The following is a 16,032-nucleotide window of genomic DNA, read 5'->3' on the forward strand; positions in this document are numbered from 1 at the left end:
CTCGACATTCTGCCGAGGGAAGGACCCCATCCACCGTGTCTGTCGAGTCCACTCCTCAGGTCGACGCCCTCCCCACCCCTCCGGTCGACACCGTCTCCGCTGCGGTCGAGTCGCCGGACGTCGCTCAGCCGTGGGCGGAGCTGGGTCTGAAGGAGGACGAGTACGCCCGCATCCGGGAGATCCTCGGCCGCCGCCCGACGGACGCCGAGTTGGCGATGTACTCGGTGATGTGGAGCGAGCACTGCTCATACAAGTCGTCGAAGGTGCACCTCAAGTACTTCGGTGAGACGACGACGGACGAGATGCGGTCCGGGATGCTCGCCGGCATCGGTGAGAACGCCGGCGTGGTCGACGTCGGCGACGGGTGGGCGGTCACCTTCAAGGTGGAGAGCCACAACCATCCGTCGTACATCGAGCCGTACCAGGGTGCGGCCACTGGCGTCGGCGGCATCGTGCGCGACATCATGGCCATGGGTGCGCGCCCGATCGCGGTGATGGACCAGCTGCGTTTCGGTGCGGCTGACGCGCCGGACACGCGCCGGGTGCTCGAGGGCATCGTGCGCGGCGTCGGCGGTTACGGAAACTCGCTCGGCCTCCCGAACGTGGGCGGCGAGACGGTGTTCGACGCGTCCTACGCCGGCAACCCGTTGCTCAACGCGCTGTGCGCCGGAGTGATGCGCACCGAGGATCTGCACCTGGCGTTCGCGTCGGGCTCGGGCAACAAGATCATTCTGTTCGGTGCCCGTACGGGTCTCGACGGGATCGGCGGCGTGTCGGTGCTGGCGTCCGAGACGTTCGACGAGAAGCAGGGCCGACGCAAGCTCCCCGCGGTGCAGGTGGGCGACCCGTTCACCGAGAAGGTGCTCATCGAGTGCTGCCTGGAGCTCTACCAGCAGAAGCTCGTGGTCGGTATCCAGGACCTCGGCGGCGCCGGATTGTCCTGCGCCACATCCGAACTCGCGTCCGCGGGTGACGGCGGTATGCACATCGCCCTGGATCGTGTCCCGCTGCGTGCGACCGGCATGACGCCGGCGGAGGTGCTGTCCAGCGAGTCGCAGGAACGCATGTGCGCCGTGGTGGCGCCGGAGAACGTCGACGCCTTCATGGCGGTCTGCGCCAAGTGGGACGTGCTGGCGACCGACATCGGCGAGGTCACCGACGGTGAGCATCTCCAGATCACCTGGCACGGCGACGTCGTCGTCGACGTGCCGCCCAAGACGGTGGCGCACGACGGTCCCGTCTACGAGCGTCCCGTGCAACGACCCGCGAGCCAGGATGCCCTGGTGGCGAACACCACCGAGGGTCTGCCCCGTCCGACCACGGCCGTGGCACTCCGCGAGACCCTGCTGCAGATGATCTCCTCGCCCCAGCTCTGCAGTCGGCGGCTCATCACCGAGCAGTACGACCGGTACGTCCGCGGCAACACCGTGCTCGCCGAGCACGCCGATGCCGGTGTGGTGCGTATCGACGAGAAGACCGGCCGCGGGATCGCTCTCGCGACCGATGCGTCCGGCCGGTACACCGCGTTGGATCCATACCGCGGTGCGCAGCTGGCGCTGGCCGAGGCGTTCCGCAACGTCGCGACGACGGGCGCCACGCCGAAGGCCGTCACCAACTGCCTGAACTTCGGGTCGCCCGAGGATCCGGGTGTCATGTGGCAGTTCCAGCAGGCGGTACGCGGGTTGGCGGACGGCTGTGTTCAACTGGGCATTCCGGTCACCGGCGGAAACGTCAGTTTCTACAACCAGACCGGGTCGACGCCGATCCTGCCGACCCCGGTGGTGGGTGTGCTGGGTGTCCTCGACGACGTCCACCGCCGCATCCCCACCGGCATCGGCCTGGAGCCGGGTGAGACCCTGATTCTGTTGGGCGACACGCACGACGAACTGGACGGCTCGATCTGGGCCCAGGTCGTCCACGACCACCTCGGCGGTGTTCCGCCGCAGGTGGATCTGGCTCGCGAGCAGCTGCTGGCCGACATCCTCACGGCGTCGAGCCGCGACGGTCTGGTCACCGCAGCACACGACCTGTCCGAGGGCGGGCTCGCGCAGACCGTCGTCGAGGTCGCGCTCGCCGGCGAGACCGGATGCCGCATCCTGCCGCCCGAAGGAACAGATCCTTTCGTCACCTTGTTCTCGGAATCGTCCGGGCGGGTACTCGTTGCTGTCCCTCGGACCGAGGAGACCAGGTTCACGGGGATGTGCAGCGCGAGGGGGATGCCATGGACGCGTATCGGGGTGGCCGACGAAGGGTCGGACGAGGTGGAGTTCCAGGGACTGTTCAGCGTCCCGTTGACCGAACTCCGCGAGGCGTACGAGGGGACGCTCCCGGCACTCTTCGGCTGACCGACCTTCCCGGCACCGGCTCCGTCCGATGACCGACACCGACACCCGGTCGTCGGACGAACTTCAGCGCCCCCACAGTTTCGAGGAACTCCCGGCGTACGTCCTGAGCTCGGCGACCCGCACGGTGCGCAAGCACCCGGCGTGGATCTGGGCGTGGAGTCTGCTGCGGCTCGACGTCACCGGCATCGCGTTCGGCGCCCTGTTCTTCTGCTGGTCGCTGACGCCGTCACTGCTGCCACGCGGCTGGCTGTTCCAGGGCATCGTCAGCGGCATCACCGCGGCCATCGGGTACGGGGTGGGCGTCGCTGTCGGCTGGATTCTCCTGCGCACGGTGCTCCGTCAGCAGCCGTGGTGGCCGCTGCCGATCCGTGTGGAGCGTGGACTTCTCGTCGCTGTCCCGGTGATCGCGACCGTCGCCGGCGCGGTCATGCTCTACGCCTCCGCGGACTGGCAGCGTCAGCTCGCCGCGCTCATGGGCGCCGAGGGACTCACGTCCACGGGGTTCATCCGCACCGGCATCATCAGTTTCGCGGTGTGCGCCGCGCTCATCGGCCTGTGGCGGGTCATCCGGGACATCCGCCGCTTCGTCGTGCGCTCGATCCTGCGTCTGATCCGCCTCCCACAGTGGGTGGCCAACCTCGTGGGGTTCCTCCTCGTCGTGACGGTGCTCGTGACCCTCGTGCAGGGTGTGCTGCTGCGCGGCACCATGACCGTCGCCAACTCGGTGTTCAGCACTCAGAACAGCAACACGCGCGAGGGTGCCGAACAGCCGACGGTGCCCGAGCGTTCCGGTGGTACCGGCTCACTCGTCGGCTGGGACACACTGGGATTCGAGGGCAGGAACTTCGTCTCGGGTGGGTTGTCGGCCGACGAGATGACCCGAGCGACCGGCCGTACGGGCACGGAGGCGATCCGCGCGTACGTGGGACTCGAGAGCGCGGAGACGGACGAGGAGCGCATGGATCTCCTGGTACGCGAACTCGATCGAACCGATGCGTTCGCCCGCAAAGCCATCGTCGTCATCCCGACCACGGGAACAGGGTGGGTCAATCCCACTGCCGCTCGGGCCGTGGAACTGATGTACGACGGGGACGTCGCACTCGTGGCGTCCCAGTACTCGTACCTTCCGAGTTGGATCTCCTTCCTCGCCGATCGCGAGAAGGCGGCGGCAGCGGGGAAGTTGCTCATCGATACCGTGCACCAGCGATGGGAGCAGGAGCCCGAGGCGTCCAGGCCCAAGTTCTACGTCTACGGCGAGAGTCTCGGAACCCAGGCCGGTGAAGGCGCGTTCGCGGACATCGCCGACATCCGGGACACCGTCGACGGCGTGCTGTGGGTGGGCCCGCCGAACTCCAATCGCATCTGGGACACCTACGTCAGCCGACGCGATCCGGGGACCACCGAGGTGGAACCCGTCTATGCCGGCGGACTGCTGATGCGTTTCGCCGACAGCACCCGCGACGTCGAGGCACTGAGCGGGGACTGGCCCTATCCGCGCGTGCTGTACATCCAGCACCCGTCCGACCCCATCGTGTGGTGGACGCCGGACCTGATCTTCCAACGTCCCGACTGGCTCGCCGAGCCGCCCGGGTACGACCGACTGCCCAGCATGCGGTGGTTCCCGTTCGTCACCTTCTGGCAGGTGAGTGCCGACCTCACGAACGCGGCCGGCGTGCCGGACGGCCACGGCCACAACTACGGGACGACGGTGCTCGACGGTTTCGCCGCCGTGGCCGCTCCCGACGGGTGGACGCAGGCCGACACCGAACGCATCCGGGTCGTCATGAACGAGTACGCCGACGCCGACGGTCCCGAGAAGTGACCGGACTGGCCCGATGGGTGCTGTTCGACATCCCCATCGGGACAGTCCTTCCGGAGGAGTTCCTGTTCCGCGGCGTAGTGGACACCGTGGCCACTGCCGTGGTGGGTCCGCGCGCCGCACTCGTGTTCGGCTCCACGGCATTCGGGGTCTGGCACTGGTACGACTCGGGCAGGTCTGTGCCCGTCGTCCTGTTCACCGGGGCGGCCGGCGCGCTGTTCGTCGAGTCGAAGCGGCGAACCGGCACCATTCTCACGCCCATGGCACTGCACTGGGCCGCGAACTCGATCGGCGCTGTCGCATCGACGTGGTGGCGCTCTACTCGAGGTGACAGACCGCCTCGACGTTGATGCCGTCGGGGTCGTACACGAAGCCGCCGAAGTAGTTCTCGTGGTACTCGGGGCAGACGCGCGGCGACAGCTTGTCCCGTGCGCCCGCCGCAAGGGCCGCGGCGTGGAACTCCCGGACGGCGTCACGGGTCGGTGCCGAGAACGCCACGTGCAGTGCGGGATCGACGGTGCTTCCCTGGACCAGCCAGAAGAACGGCTTGCGGCCACTGCCGAATCCGGCCATGCGGACGTAGTCGTCGTCCGGACCGCCGGTGAAGTCGAGCAACTTCTCGATGCCCAACACGGACAGGGCCGGCACGTAGATCGCGAGTGAGCGGTCGACGTCCGTGACCGTCACGTTGAGGTGGTCGATGGTCGATCCTTGATAGGGGTTCGGTGTCATGGAGACAGTGAAGCGTCCATCGCGGACAGCGGCGGTCCTCGTTGGCCAGGCCGTGCCTCAGCATCCACAACTCGCGAGAATCGACGGGATCCCGTCGATCAGAGCGACCTGTGGACGGTGAGGCACGGCTCGGGGATCACCGCGGTCGGTGAGACACTGAACGGCGTGGCACCCTCCAAACCCGTCGACCCGGCCGAGCTCCGGAGCGCACTGCAGACCGTGTCCCCGTGGCTCGACGACCCGGACCTCCCGAAGCCGCCGCGCGCCGATCTCGCCGCCGCGGTGCGGCTCAGTGCACGCACCATCGAGCAGACGGCGCCGGGTTCGAGTGTCGAGGTGCGCGTGCCGCCGTTCGTCGCGGTGCAGTGCATCGTCGGACCGCGTCACACCCGCGGTACGCCGCCGAACGTCGTGGAGTGCGACCCGCGCACCTGGCTGCTGCTGGTGACGGGCCGCGTGGCCTTCGAGGACGCCGTCCGTGGTGCGGGCGTCACGGCCTCGGGCGGCCGAGCCGGCGAGGTGGCGCACTGGCTGCCGCTGGTCCGGATCTGACCCTCACCGCCAGGGCTGCACCGGCGGCTTCACCCACAGGATCTTCTCGTCCGAGTGCGCGCGGCGGGCCGCGTCGTGTCCGGGGTGATCGCGCGCCCACTCGGCCTTCTCGCGCAACAACGTCGTGACTACCGTCCATGTCTCGTCGGAGCTGGGCGGGTTGATGTCCGCGGCCCGCGCCACCTTGCGTCGGACGTCGGCGGCCATCGCCGCGAGGTCGTCCGCAGAGATGTCGCGGTCCCACAGGTACCGGGCGAGTGCGACGGCCTTGTCGCGGCGGGACTTCTCGGCCGCGTCGGAGTGGCTGTAGAAGTTCTTCTCGGCCACTACCAGCCCCAGCTCCCGGCGATGCCCTTGAACGGTCCGACGACGTCGCGGGTGATCCACCCCGCGTAGAAGCCGCCCTCCTGCGGGCGTGCCACCTCGCCGTCGAGCTCGCACGTCAGGGAGACGGGAGAGAAGGAGAGCGCGCCGGCGATCGGTGCGAAGGACGGGGTGGGGTTCTCGTAGCTCCAGCCGCCGGCCTCGAGCACGGCGCCGTCGTCGCCCACGATGTCCCAGTAGGTGGCGGATCCCTTCCATTCGCACATCGTGGATCGCGCACTCGAGCGCCGCAGTCGGCTCTCGTCGACGTCGGCGCGGGGGATGTACCAGGTGGGCGGATGGCTGGTCTCGAGGACGCGGTGGGCTGCGTGACTGTCGGCGACGATCACGTCGCCGAAGCGCACCACGAGGTGCTTCGTGGACGCCTCGAGGGCCGGCGGACGCGGGTAGTCCCACACCGATTCCTGCCCCTCGCCGGGCTGTTCGGGGGTGACGCCGTACGGAAGTCTGCTGGCCATGTCTCCATCATGGCACCGCGCCGCGAGTCGTGGATCACAGCGCACCGCGGTATCGGTGCCTGCCGACGGCTTGTTGATTGCGGGGTTGTCCGTAGACTCCTCGAGTGTGCGTGCAGCGTGGCCTGCACCCCACCCCTCCCGGCTTCTAGGAGAGCGCGTCGTGACTCGTGACCCCTCGGTCCACAGCCCGAATCTGCTCGATGACACATCCGGTCCGGAACTGGACATCAACGAGAACGAGCCGCGGGAAGAATGCGGAGTCTTCGGCGTGTGGGCTCCCGGTGAGGACGTCGCGAAGATGACGTACTACGGCCTCTACGCGCTGCAGCACCGCGGTCAGGAGGCCGCCGGCATCGCCGTGGCCGACGGATCCCAGGTACTGGTGTTCAAGGACCTCGGTCTGGTGAGCCAGGTGTTCGACGAGCAGACGTTGGGCGCGATGAGCGGCCACATCGCCATCGGGCACTGCCGGTACTCCACCACCGGATCGACGACGTGGGAGAACGCGCAGCCCATCTTCCGCACCACCGCGGCCGGCAGCGGCATCGCCCTGGGCCACAACGGCAACCTCGTGAACACGGCCGAGCTGTCGGAGCGGGCGCGCGACGCCGGCATCATGGGCCGCCCGCGCGGGACCGGTGCCACGTCCGACTCGGACATCGTGGGCGCACTGCTGGCGCACGGCGCCGCGGACAGCACCATCGAGCAGGCGGCCATGGAACTGCTGCCGACGCTGAAGGGCGCGTTCTGTCTGACCTTCATGGACGAGCACACCCTCTACGCGGCGCGTGACCCCCACGGTGTGCGCCCGTTGTCTCTGGGTCGACTCGACCGCGGCTGGGTCGTGGCCTCGGAGACCGCCGCACTCGACATCGTCGGAGCCTCGTTCGTTCGCGACATCGAGCCGGGCGAGCTGCTCGCCATCGACGCGGACGGCGTGCGATCCTCCCGCTTCGCCGCTCCCGAGCCCAAGGGCTGCATCTTCGAATACGTCTACCTCGCGCGCCCCGACAGCGTCATCGGTGGCCGGTCGGTCCACTCGACCCGTGTCGAGATCGGCCGCCGCCTCGCCGAGGAGCACCCCGCCGAGGGCGATCTGGTGATCCCGGTCCCGGAGTCGGGAACGCCCGCCGCCGTCGGCTACGCGCAGGGATCCGGCATCCCGTACGGCCAGGGCCTGATGAAGAACGCCTACGTCGGACGCACGTTCATCCAGCCGTCGCAGACCATCCGTCAGCTCGGCATCCGGCTGAAGCTCAACCCTCTCCGCGAGGTCATCCGGGGCAAGCGCCTCATCGTGGTGGACGACTCGATCGTCCGCGGCAACACCCAGCGGGCGCTCGTTCGCATGCTGCGGGAAGCCGGCGCGCTCGAGATTCACGTGCGCATCGCGTCGCCGCCGGTCCGCTGGCCATGCTTCTACGGCATCGACTTCGCCTCGCCCGCGGAGCTGATCGCCAACGGCACGGACTCCGAGGACGGCATGCTCGAGGGTGTGCGCCAGGCCATCGGCGCCGATTCGCTGGGCTACATCTCGATCGAGGGCATGATCGCCGCCTCCGAGCAGCCCGCGACGCGGCTGTGCTCCGCGTGCTTCGACGGCAAGTACCCCATCGAGCTCCCCAAGGAGACCGCCATGGGCAAGAACGTCCTCGAGGGAATGTTGGCGACCGCGGCGGGCATCCCCATGCCCGCGGCCGTCGACAACGTGAGCGCACTCTCGCGCCCCTGACACCCCGACGCTGCAGATGCTGATCCGGCTCGCGATCGCCGAGGCGATCGCGGCGGGAACGATTCGGGTGCAGTACCGGCGCTGGGCGACGCGGCGCGTCAAGCCGGGTACGTGGATCCACACGCCGGCCGGTCTGATCGTCGTGGACGCGATCACCGAGTGCGACCCCGACTCGCTCACGGACGACGACGCCCGGGCGGCGGGGGAGTCCTCGATCTCGGCCTTGCGCAAGGGGTTCCGCGGCGCGGACGGTGATCCCGTCTGGCGGGTCGACGTGTCGTTCGGTGGCGGGGAGGCCGGAGGGCGGCCGGATCGGGGCGGGGAGGCCGGAGGGCGGCCGGATCGGGGCGGGGAGGCCGGAGGCCGGCCGGATCGGGGTGGGGAGGCCGGAGGCCGGCCGGATCGGGGCGGGAAGGCCGGAGGCCGGCCGGATCGGGGTGGGGAGGCCGGAGGCCGGCCGGATCGGGGCGAGGTTCCGCGGGTGGGGCTGCGTGCCGACGACGATCTGTCCGACGACGACGTCGCCGCGTTGACCACGAAGCTCGATCGCATGGACAAGCGTGCCGACTCGCCGTGGGCCTGGCGCACCCTCGAGCTGATCCGGGATCACCCCGCGGTGCTGGCGGCGGACCTCGGCGCCGTGCTGGGACTCGAACGTGACGTGTTCAAGCCGCGCGTGCGACGGCTGAAGGCGTTGGGTCTGACCGAGAGTCTGAAGGTGGGTTATCAGCTGTCTCTGCGGGGCGAGAAGCTGTTGGACATCAGGCGGTCGGACAGGTAAGTACCGGTCATGTTAAAAATTTCGTGTGGTTCGACACATGAACGACATGCGCACTCGGTAACGTGCCGTTCACCGAACCACCGGAACGACCCGGCCGGACGGGACGCGACGCGCGCCTCCGACACCGCGGGCCCAGACTCACGAAGGACATCCACACCATGAGCGTGCCCTCCCGAGGACGCACGGCGCGGCGCACCGCGGCCGTGTCCATTCTGTCTGTCGCGGCTCTCACCGCAGCAGCGTGCGGCTCCGGCCGCACCGACGACGGCGGCGGCGCAGGCGGTGAGGGCGGCGGCGAGGCGCTCGTCGTCGGCACCACCGATCAGGTCTATTCGCTCGATCCTGCCGCCTCGTACGACAACGGCTCGTTCACGATCATGAACCAGGTCTATCCGTTCCTGATGAACTACGCCCCCGGCAGCGACGAACTGCAGCCCGACGCCGCCGAGAGCTGCGAGTTCAGTCAGCCGACGGTCTACACCTGCACGCTGAAGGACGACCTGACCTTCGCCAACGGCCACGCGTTGACCAGCGAGGATGTCAAGTTCTCGTTCGATCGCATCGTGTCCATCAACGATCCCAACGGCCCGTCCTCGCTGCTGGCCAACCTGGACTCGGTGGCCGCGCCGGACGACAAGACCGTCGAGTTCACGCTGAAGGCCGCGAACGACCAGACCTTCCCCCAGGTGCTCGCCACCAACACCGGGCCCATCATCGACTCCGAGGTCTTCCCGGCCGACTCGATCATGGACGACAACGCCGTCGTGGAGGCCAAGCCCTTCGCCGGTCCCTACTCGATCGACAGCTACGAGAAGAACTCCCTCGTCAGCTTCTCGGCCGCAGCGGACTACAAGGGTGTGCTGGGCGAGCCGAAGACCGGATCGGTCACCCTGCGCACCTACACCAGCGCGGACAACCTCAAGCTCGACATGCAGAACAAGTCCATCGACGTCGCGTGGCGTTCGCTGACCCCGACCGACATCGAGTCCCTCGACCAGGTCGACGGTCTCACCGTCCACGAGGGCCCCGGCGGCGAGCTCCGCTACATCGTCTTCAACCAGAACACGATGCCCGGCGACACCCCCGAGCAGAAGCTCGCGATCCGCAAGGCCATGGCCGCCTCGGTGGACCGTGACGCACTGTCGGAGAACGTCTACAAGGGCACGTTCACGCCGGCCTGGTCCGTCGTGCCCAGCGGCCTCGAGGGCGCGAACACCGCGTTCAAGGACGTCTACGGCGAGGCCCCGAACAAGGACGAGGCAGCGAAGTTCCTGTCCGACGCCGGTGTGCAGACCCCGGTCGCGGTCAACCTGCAGTACAACCCCGATCACTACGGTTCCTCGTCCTCGGAGGAGTACGCGGCGGTCAAGGCGCAGCTCGAGAGCTCGGGCCTGTTCACGGTGAACCTGCAGTCCACTGAATGGAACACCTACAACAAGGCGCGCGTCGCGGACACGTACCCCGTGTACCAGCTCGGCTGGTTCCCGGACTTCCCGGACGCGGACAACTACCTGACGCCGTTCTTCGCACCGGACAACTTCCTGCAGAACCACTTCGAGAACCCGGAGATCACGGCGCTGATCGACTCCGAGCGGACCGAGACCGACCCGGCTCGTCGCTCCGAGATCATCGGTGAGATCCAGACGCGGATGGCGCAGGACTTCGTGTCCACGCTGCCGCTCCTCGAGGGCAAGCAGATCGCGATCTCGACGGACGAGGTCCAGGGCGTCGACGAGACCCTCGACGCCTCGTTCAAGTTCCGCTTCACCCCGCTCACGAAGGGCTGATCCATGGTCACCACCACGCCCGACGAGGCGTCGGTGGGGAAGCAGTCACGGGCGAGCGCGTCGTCACGCTACGGCGCGCTCGCCCGTTATCTCGTGATCCGGTTCCTGCTGATCATTCCCACGGCATGGATCCTGGTCACGGTCGTCTTCTTCCTCATGCGCGTTCTCGGCGATCCCATCAGTGCCGCCCTCGGCGGACGACTGCCCGCCGATCAGATCGCCGAACGACGCGCCGCGGCCGGCTACGACCGGCCGATCCTGGTGCAGTACTGGGAGTACCTCTCGGGTCTGCTGCGCGGAGACTTCGGCCGCTCCGCGACCAGTAACCAGGAGATCAGCGGTGTGCTGATCACCAACGGCGCGGCGACGCTGGAACTCGCGTTCTGGGCGTTGCTCGTCGCGTTCGCCGTCGGCATCCCCCTCGGCTTCTACGCCGCGACCCGCCGCGACTCGATCTCCGACGGCACCCTGCGCATCCTGGCGATCCTGTTCTACGCGGCACCGGTGTTCTTCGTCGGCATGCTGCTCAAGCTGGTCTTCGCCGTGAAGCTCGGATGGCTGCCGGTGGCGGGCCGGGCGAGCACCAACGTCGAACTGGCACTGCAGAACGTGTCACCGAAGACCAACATCCTGCTGATCGACTCGATCCTCTACGGCGAGCCGAGCTACACGGTCGACGTGCTGAAGCACGCCGTTCTCCCCGCCGTCGCACTCGGGCTCCTGACGGCCGGTGTGTTCCTGCGCCTCGTCCGAGTCAACCTGCTGCAGACGCTGCAGTCCGGCTACGTGGAAGCTGCTCGTGCGCGCGGACTCTCGTCGCGCGTCGTCGCCCGTCGGCACGCCTTCCGCAACGCACTCATTCCCGTCGTGACGGTGATGGGACTGCAGATCGCCATGCTGCTGGGCGGTGCCGTGCTCACCGAGACCACCTTCGAATGGCAGGGGTTGGGCTACCAGCTTGCCCGCTACCTGCAAGCCCGTGACTTCATCGCTGTCCAGGGAATCGTCACGTTCCTGGCCATCGTCGTCGCGGTCGTCAGCTTCCTCACCGATGCCATCGTGGCGATCGTCGACCCACGAGTGAGGTTCTGATGAGTATCGAGGTGACCGTCGGCGCAATCGAGACCCCGAAACGACGCCGCGGTGTACCGGGCCTGTCGATCATCCGATCCAGCGCCGGGCTGCAGAAGGCCACCATCGTCATCGGGCTCGTGCTGGTGGCGCTGTTCGTGATCATGGCGGTCTTCGCTCCGCTCATCGCGCCGTACACCTTCTCCCAGACGTCCGCCGACGGTGTGGAGTTCGCGCGCCAGGCGGCGCCGAGTGCGGACCACATCTTCGGGACGTCGGTGCGCGGAGAGGACGTGTTCTCCCGCGTCGTCTACGGCGCGCGCACGGCACTCCTGGTGATCGTGACGTCGCTGGTGCTCTCGATCGTGGTGGGCGTTCCCCTCGGACTGATCTCCGGCTACGTCGGCCGGTGGGTCGACCGCGTGCTGGTGCTGTTCATGGACGCGATGTACGCGTTCCCGAGTCTGCTTCTGGCCGTGGTGGTCTCGATCGTCGTGGCCGGCGGTCAGTCCAGCAGTTTCGGTGGTGTCCTGTCCGCCGCCATCGCGATCACGGCGGTCTTCGTACCGCAGTACTTCCGCGTGGTGCGCAACGCGACGGTCTCGGTGAAGACCGAGCCCTACGTGGACGCGGCGCGAGTCACCGGCGCCGGCCCGGTGCGGATCATGTTCCGCCACATCCTCGCCAACGTCACGCAGACACTGCCGGTGATCCTGACGCTCAACGGCGCCGAGGCCATCCTGACCCTGGCGGGTCTCGGATTCCTCGGGTTCGGCATCGAGCCGACGTCCGCGTCCGAGTGGGGATACGACCTCAACAAGGCGCTGCCCGACATCTCCAACGGCATCTGGTGGACGTCGATCTTCCCCGGTACGGCCATCGTCCTGGTCGTGCTCGGTATGACCATGGTCGGCGAGAGCGTCAGCGAGACACTCAATCCCGTTCTCCGTACCCGTCGCAAGCAGAAGGACGCCTCATGACAGCGTCGACCCCTCCGGCCGCCCCGCCCGGTGCCGGCCGGCCTCCGGCCTCCCCGCAGGCGGCCCTGACCCTCGAGGCACTGTCGGTCAGCTTCGCCACCGACGCCGGGCCCGTCGACGCCGTCAAGGGAGTGAGTTTCGAGGTCTTCCCCGGCGAGGTCCTGGCCGTCGTCGGCGAATCGGGCTCCGGGAAGTCGGTCAGCGTCCGCTCCGCCATCGGACTGCTCCCGGACACCGCCCGCGTACGCGGAACCGTCACCGTGGGGTCCCGCGAGGTGACGTCGCTGTCGGACAAGCAGTGGGCCGACCTGCGCGGCAACGCCGTGGCGATGGTGTTCCAGGAACCCGGCAGCGCCCTCGACCCGCTGTTCACCGTCGGCTTCCAGATCGTCGAGGCCCTGCGAGCGCACGCCGGACCGGACGGGAAGGTGCTGGACAAGAAGGCCGCCCGCCTCCGGGCGATCGAGTTGCTCACCATGGTGGGTCTGCCCGACCCGGAGCGGCGATTCGGCTACTTCCCGCACGAGCTGTCCGGTGGCCAGAAGCAGCGTGTGATGATCGCGATCGCCATCTCCTGCGAGGCGAAGGTGATCATCGCGGACGAGCCGACGACGGCGCTCGACGTGACCGTGCAGGCCGAGATCCTCGACCTGTTGCGCGATCTCAAGGACCGTCTGGGCTGCGCGATCGTGCTGATCACGCACAGCATGGGCGTGGTGGCGGACATCGCCGACCGCGTCGTCGTGATGAAGGACGGCGAGGTCGTCGAGGAGGCACTCGTCCACGATCTGTTCGCCGCGCCGAAGGCCGACTACACGAAGACGTTGCTGGCGGCGGTCCCGACGCTCGATCCCGTGGTCACCGATCGCACCGTCTCGGACGAGGTGGTGCTGTCGGTGCGCGATCTCGTGGTGCAGTTCCCCGGCGGCATCGGTCAGCCCGTCTTCCGGGCCGTCGACTCGGTGACGTTCGATCTGCACCGCGGCGAGACCCTCGGTCTGGTGGGGGAGTCCGGTTCGGGCAAGTCCACCATCGGCCGTTGCGTGGCCGCACTGCAGAAGCCGACGTCCGGCTCGGTGGACGTCCTCGGTCAGGACGTGGGCAGGCTGCGGGGGTCCGCGCTGAAGAGTCTGCGGAAGCGTTTCGGATTCGTGTTCCAGGATCCGTCCACGTCGCTCAACCCGCGACTGACCGTCGGCCAGTGCATCGCCGAGCCGATGATCGTGCACAAGGCCGGGTCGAAGGCGGACATCGCGCGCACGGTCGTGGAGTGGCTCGATGCGGTCCAGCTCCCGAAGGGCACGGAGAAGCGGTACCCGCACGAGCTGTCGGGCGGCCAGCGTCAGCGGGCGTCGCTGGCGCGGGCACTCGTCCTGAAGCCGGATCTGTTGGTCGCCGACGAACCGACCAGCGCGCTCGACGTCTCCGTGCAGGCCGCGGTTCTCGACCTCTTCGAGGAACTGCAGACCGAACTGCACTTCGCGTGCCTGTTCATCAGTCACGATCTCGCCGTGGTCGACCGCCTCGCGCATCGGGTGGCGGTGCTGCGGGGCGGCGCCGTCGTCGAACTCGGCACGCCCGGACGGATCCTCCGGGATCCGGCGGAGGAGTACACCAAGCGCCTGATCGCGGCCATTCCCAGGCCCGAGGTGACACGAGACCGGAAGGATCTCCAGGCCTCCGGTACCGTTAGGGCCGCATCCGACCCTCCCGGGTACTCACACACAGATCAGGCTGGAGCAGTACACCCATGACCGATGACACCCACCAGCCCGGCGCAGGAGCCTCGTACGCAGCGGCAGGAGTGGACATCGAAGCCGGTGATCGTGCCGTCGAGCTGTTCGCGCCCCTCGCCAAGCGGGCGTCGCGACCGGAGGTCATGGGCGGTCTCGGTGGGTTCGCCGGCCTGTTCGCGCTGAAGGGCGGATACCGCGAGCCGCTGCTCGCCGCGTCCACCGACGGCGTGGGTACCAAGATCGCGGTCGCGCAGGCTCTGGACAAGCACGACACCGTGGGACTCGACCTGGTCGCGATGGTCGTGGACGACCTCGTCGTCTGCGGTGCGGAACCGTTGTTCCTCCAGGACTACATCGCGGTGGGCCGCGTGGTGCCCGAGCACGTCGCGCAGTTGGTCAAGGGCATCGCCGACGGCTGCATCCTCGCCGGATGCGCACTGCTGGGCGGCGAGACGGCCGAGCACCCCGGCATGATGGCGGACGGCGAGTACGACCTGTCCGCGACGGGGGTCGGCGTCGTCGAGGCCGACCAGGTACTGGGCCCGGACCGGGTGCGTCCCGGCGACGTGGTTCTGGCGATGGGGTCCTCGGGACTGCACTCCAACGGCTACTCCCTCGCCCGCAAGGTCCTGCTCGACATCAGCCGTATGTCGCTCACCGGCCACGTCGAGGAGTTCGGCCGCACGCTCGGCGAGGAGATGCTCGAACCGACCCGCATCTACGCCAAGGACTGCCTCGCGCTCGCGGCGGAGACGGACGTGCGGACGTTCTGCCACGTCACCGGTGGTGGCCTCGCTGCCAACCTCGCTCGCGTCATGCCGAAGGGCCTCGTCGCCGAGCTCGATCGCGGAACGTGGAGCCCGGCTCCGATCTTCGCGATGATCGCGCAGCGCGGACGCGTGGAGCGCGAGGAGATGGACCGCACGTTCAACATGGGCGTCGGCATGGTCGCGATCGTGGCACCCGAGGACGTCGACCGCGCCCTCGCCGTGCTCACCGCTCGCCACATCGACTGCTGGACGCTGGGGACGGTGAAGAAGTCTGCCGACAGCGGCACCGACGAGCGCGCCGTGCTGACGGGTAATCACCCGCGTTTCTAGGTTCTCGTTTGTCGCAGGACTGGTCGGGCACCCGACCGGCATGACGACGTACGACGGATTCGACACCCTCCCGATCGCCGGTCAGTGGCGAGTGGGCCGAGACGGCCGCACCGCCGACGACGTGAACCCGTACTCGGGCGACGTCCTGACCAACTCGGGCATCGGCCGTTTCGGTGGCGAATGGGCCATCGACGAGTTCACCACTAACCACTGGATCAGCGTCCAGCACACGCCGCGACAGTATGCGATCTGACCTGCGCGTGAAGAACCTCGCACACACGACCGTGCGGGGCGTTCCGAAGTCGGAACGCCCCGCACGGTCGCGCGAGATGGGTGTGTTCCCCCGTATCAGGGGATGCGGTCAGCGCCGCCAGTCGTCGTAGTCGTCATCGTCGTGTCGGGACGGCTCCCGATCGGCGATGCCGTTGCGGTGCGAGTCGGGGGAACCTGTGAGCTCTCGTTGGAGACTCTCGAAGTCCGTGGACGGTGAGCTGTACTTGAGCTCACGTGCAACTTTGGTCTGCTTTGCCTTAGCCCGGCCGCGGCCCATGGCTA

The 16,032-nt window shown here is 68.2% G+C and carries 16 protein-coding genes; 12 read left to right on the forward strand and 4 right to left on the reverse strand.

Translation table 11 applies throughout. The annotated features are described in order from the left end of the window. Positions 1-35: 35 nt before the first annotated feature. From purL to JOE30_RS09035, 3 genes are read left to right on the forward strand one after another with little or no spacing between them, the layout of a single operon-like run. Entirely contained in the window at positions 36-2,345 is a 2,310-nt protein-coding gene (gene purL / locus JOE30_RS09025; RefSeq protein WP_204866201.1) for a phosphoribosylformylglycinamidine synthase subunit PurL, read from the forward strand. Between the two features lie 28 nt (positions 2,346-2,373). After that, entirely contained in the window at positions 2,374-4,167 is a 1,794-nt protein-coding gene (locus JOE30_RS09030; protein ID WP_204866203.1) for an alpha/beta-hydrolase family protein, read from the forward strand. Continuing rightward, positions 4,164-4,514, forward strand: coding sequence for a CPBP family intramembrane glutamic endopeptidase (locus tag JOE30_RS09035; protein ID WP_204866205.1), 351 nt, complete (start codon positions 4,164-4,166; stop codon positions 4,512-4,514). The genes JOE30_RS09030 and JOE30_RS09035 overlap by 4 nt, the downstream gene beginning before the upstream one ends. On the opposite strand, the gene JOE30_RS09040 is transcribed toward JOE30_RS09035, so the two are convergent. Further along, positions 4,483-4,896, reverse strand: coding sequence for a VOC family protein (locus tag JOE30_RS09040; protein ID WP_204866207.1), 414 nt, complete (start codon positions 4,894-4,896; stop codon positions 4,483-4,485). The genes JOE30_RS09035 and JOE30_RS09040 overlap by 32 nt on opposite strands. A 165-nt stretch (positions 4,897-5,061) precedes the next feature. On the opposite strand from JOE30_RS09040, the gene JOE30_RS09045 reads away from it, so the two are divergent. Continuing rightward, the gene (locus JOE30_RS09045) at positions 5,062-5,448 is read left to right on the forward strand and encodes a sterol carrier family protein (RefSeq protein ID WP_204866209.1); all 387 of its coding nucleotides are present in this window, start codon (positions 5,062-5,064) and stop codon (positions 5,446-5,448) included. Between the two features lie 3 nt (positions 5,449-5,451). Here the strand turns inward: JOE30_RS09045 and JOE30_RS09050 are convergent, their stop codons facing one another. Continuing rightward, positions 5,452-5,775 carry a hypothetical protein gene (locus tag JOE30_RS09050; protein ID WP_307806112.1) on the reverse strand — a complete coding sequence of 108 codons (324 nt, stop codon included), beginning with the start codon at positions 5,773-5,775 and terminating at the stop codon, positions 5,452-5,454. Beyond that, complete coding sequence (locus JOE30_RS09055; protein ID WP_222646604.1) at positions 5,775-6,290, reverse strand: DUF427 domain-containing protein; 516 nt, start codon at positions 6,288-6,290, stop codon at positions 5,775-5,777. Before JOE30_RS09055 ends, JOE30_RS09050 begins: the two co-directional genes overlap by 1 nt. A gap of 160 nt (positions 6,291-6,450) precedes the next feature. On the opposite strand from JOE30_RS09055, the gene purF reads away from it, so the two are divergent. From purF to JOE30_RS09095, 8 genes are all read left to right on the forward strand, one after another. Beyond that, positions 6,451-8,022, forward strand: coding sequence for an amidophosphoribosyltransferase (gene purF, locus JOE30_RS09060; RefSeq protein WP_204866211.1), 1,572 nt, complete (start codon positions 6,451-6,453; stop codon positions 8,020-8,022). 16 nt (positions 8,023-8,038) lie between these two features. Beyond that, positions 8,039-8,803: an ASCH domain-containing protein gene (locus JOE30_RS09065; RefSeq protein WP_204866213.1), complete on the forward strand. Its 765-nt coding sequence runs from the start codon at positions 8,039-8,041 to the stop codon at positions 8,801-8,803. A gap of 158 nt (positions 8,804-8,961) precedes the next feature. Then, a complete protein-coding gene (locus tag JOE30_RS09070; protein ID WP_204866215.1) occupies positions 8,962-10,590 on the forward strand; it encodes an ABC transporter substrate-binding protein in 1,629 nt (542 codons plus the stop codon). Positions 10,591-10,593: 3 nt separating this feature from the next. Then, positions 10,594-11,682: an ABC transporter permease gene (locus tag JOE30_RS09075; RefSeq protein ID WP_204866217.1), complete on the forward strand. Its 1,089-nt coding sequence runs from the start codon at positions 10,594-10,596 to the stop codon at positions 11,680-11,682. Then, a complete protein-coding gene (locus JOE30_RS09080) occupies positions 11,682-12,641 on the forward strand; it encodes an ABC transporter permease (RefSeq protein WP_204866219.1) in 960 nt (319 codons plus the stop codon). Before JOE30_RS09075 ends, JOE30_RS09080 begins: the two co-directional genes overlap by 1 nt. Then, positions 12,638-14,395: an ABC transporter ATP-binding protein gene (locus tag JOE30_RS09085; RefSeq protein ID WP_204866221.1), complete on the forward strand. Its 1,758-nt coding sequence runs from the start codon at positions 12,638-12,640 to the stop codon at positions 14,393-14,395. The genes JOE30_RS09080 and JOE30_RS09085 overlap by 4 nt, the downstream gene beginning before the upstream one ends. Further along, the gene (gene purM / locus JOE30_RS09090; RefSeq protein ID WP_027504286.1) at positions 14,392-15,477 is read left to right on the forward strand and encodes a phosphoribosylformylglycinamidine cyclo-ligase; all 1,086 of its coding nucleotides are present in this window, start codon (positions 14,392-14,394) and stop codon (positions 15,475-15,477) included. Before JOE30_RS09085 ends, purM begins: the two co-directional genes overlap by 4 nt. 40 nt (positions 15,478-15,517) lie before the next feature. Continuing rightward, complete coding sequence (locus JOE30_RS09095) at positions 15,518-15,730, forward strand: hypothetical protein (protein WP_204870853.1); 213 nt, start codon at positions 15,518-15,520, stop codon at positions 15,728-15,730. Positions 15,731-15,838: 108 nt separating this feature from the next. Here the strand turns inward: JOE30_RS09095 and JOE30_RS09100 are convergent, their stop codons facing one another. Further along, entirely contained in the window at positions 15,839-16,027 is a 189-nt protein-coding gene (locus tag JOE30_RS09100) for a DUF3073 domain-containing protein (RefSeq protein WP_081821107.1), read from the reverse strand. Between the last annotated feature and the right edge of the window lie 5 nt (positions 16,028-16,032).

The sequence above is a fragment of the Rhodococcus sp. PvP016 genome, assembly GCF_017832185.1.
GTDB lineage: Bacteria > Actinomycetota > Actinomycetes > Mycobacteriales > Mycobacteriaceae > Rhodococcoides.

Bases quoted from the DNA above. Each gene is read 5' to 3' on its own strand.
- JOE30_RS09030 (WP_204866203.1), top strand. From the start codon at position 2,374: ATGACCGACACCGACACCCGGTCGTCGGACGAACTTCAGCGCCCCCAC.
- JOE30_RS09040 (WP_204866207.1), bottom strand. From the start codon at position 4,896: ATGACACCGAACCCCTATCAAGGATCGACCATCGACCACCTCAACGTG.
- JOE30_RS09055 (WP_222646604.1), bottom strand. From the start codon at position 6,290: ATGGCCAGCAGACTTCCGTACGGCGTCACCCCCGAACAGCCCGGCGAG.
- JOE30_RS09065 (WP_204866213.1), top strand. From the start codon at position 8,039: ATGCTGATCCGGCTCGCGATCGCCGAGGCGATCGCGGCGGGAACGATT.
- JOE30_RS09070 (WP_204866215.1), top strand. From the start codon at position 8,962: ATGAGCGTGCCCTCCCGAGGACGCACGGCGCGGCGCACCGCGGCCGTG.
- JOE30_RS09075 (WP_204866217.1), top strand. From the start codon at position 10,594: ATGGTCACCACCACGCCCGACGAGGCGTCGGTGGGGAAGCAGTCACGG.
- JOE30_RS09080 (WP_204866219.1), top strand. From the start codon at position 11,682: ATGAGTATCGAGGTGACCGTCGGCGCAATCGAGACCCCGAAACGACGC.
- JOE30_RS09085 (WP_204866221.1), top strand. From the start codon at position 12,638: ATGACAGCGTCGACCCCTCCGGCCGCCCCGCCCGGTGCCGGCCGGCCT.
- purM (WP_027504286.1), top strand. From the start codon at position 14,392: ATGACCGATGACACCCACCAGCCCGGCGCAGGAGCCTCGTACGCAGCG.
- JOE30_RS09095 (WP_204870853.1), top strand. From the start codon at position 15,518: ATGACGACGTACGACGGATTCGACACCCTCCCGATCGCCGGTCAGTGG.
- JOE30_RS09100 (WP_081821107.1), bottom strand. From the start codon at position 16,027: ATGGGCCGCGGCCGGGCTAAGGCAAAGCAGACCAAAGTTGCACGTGAG.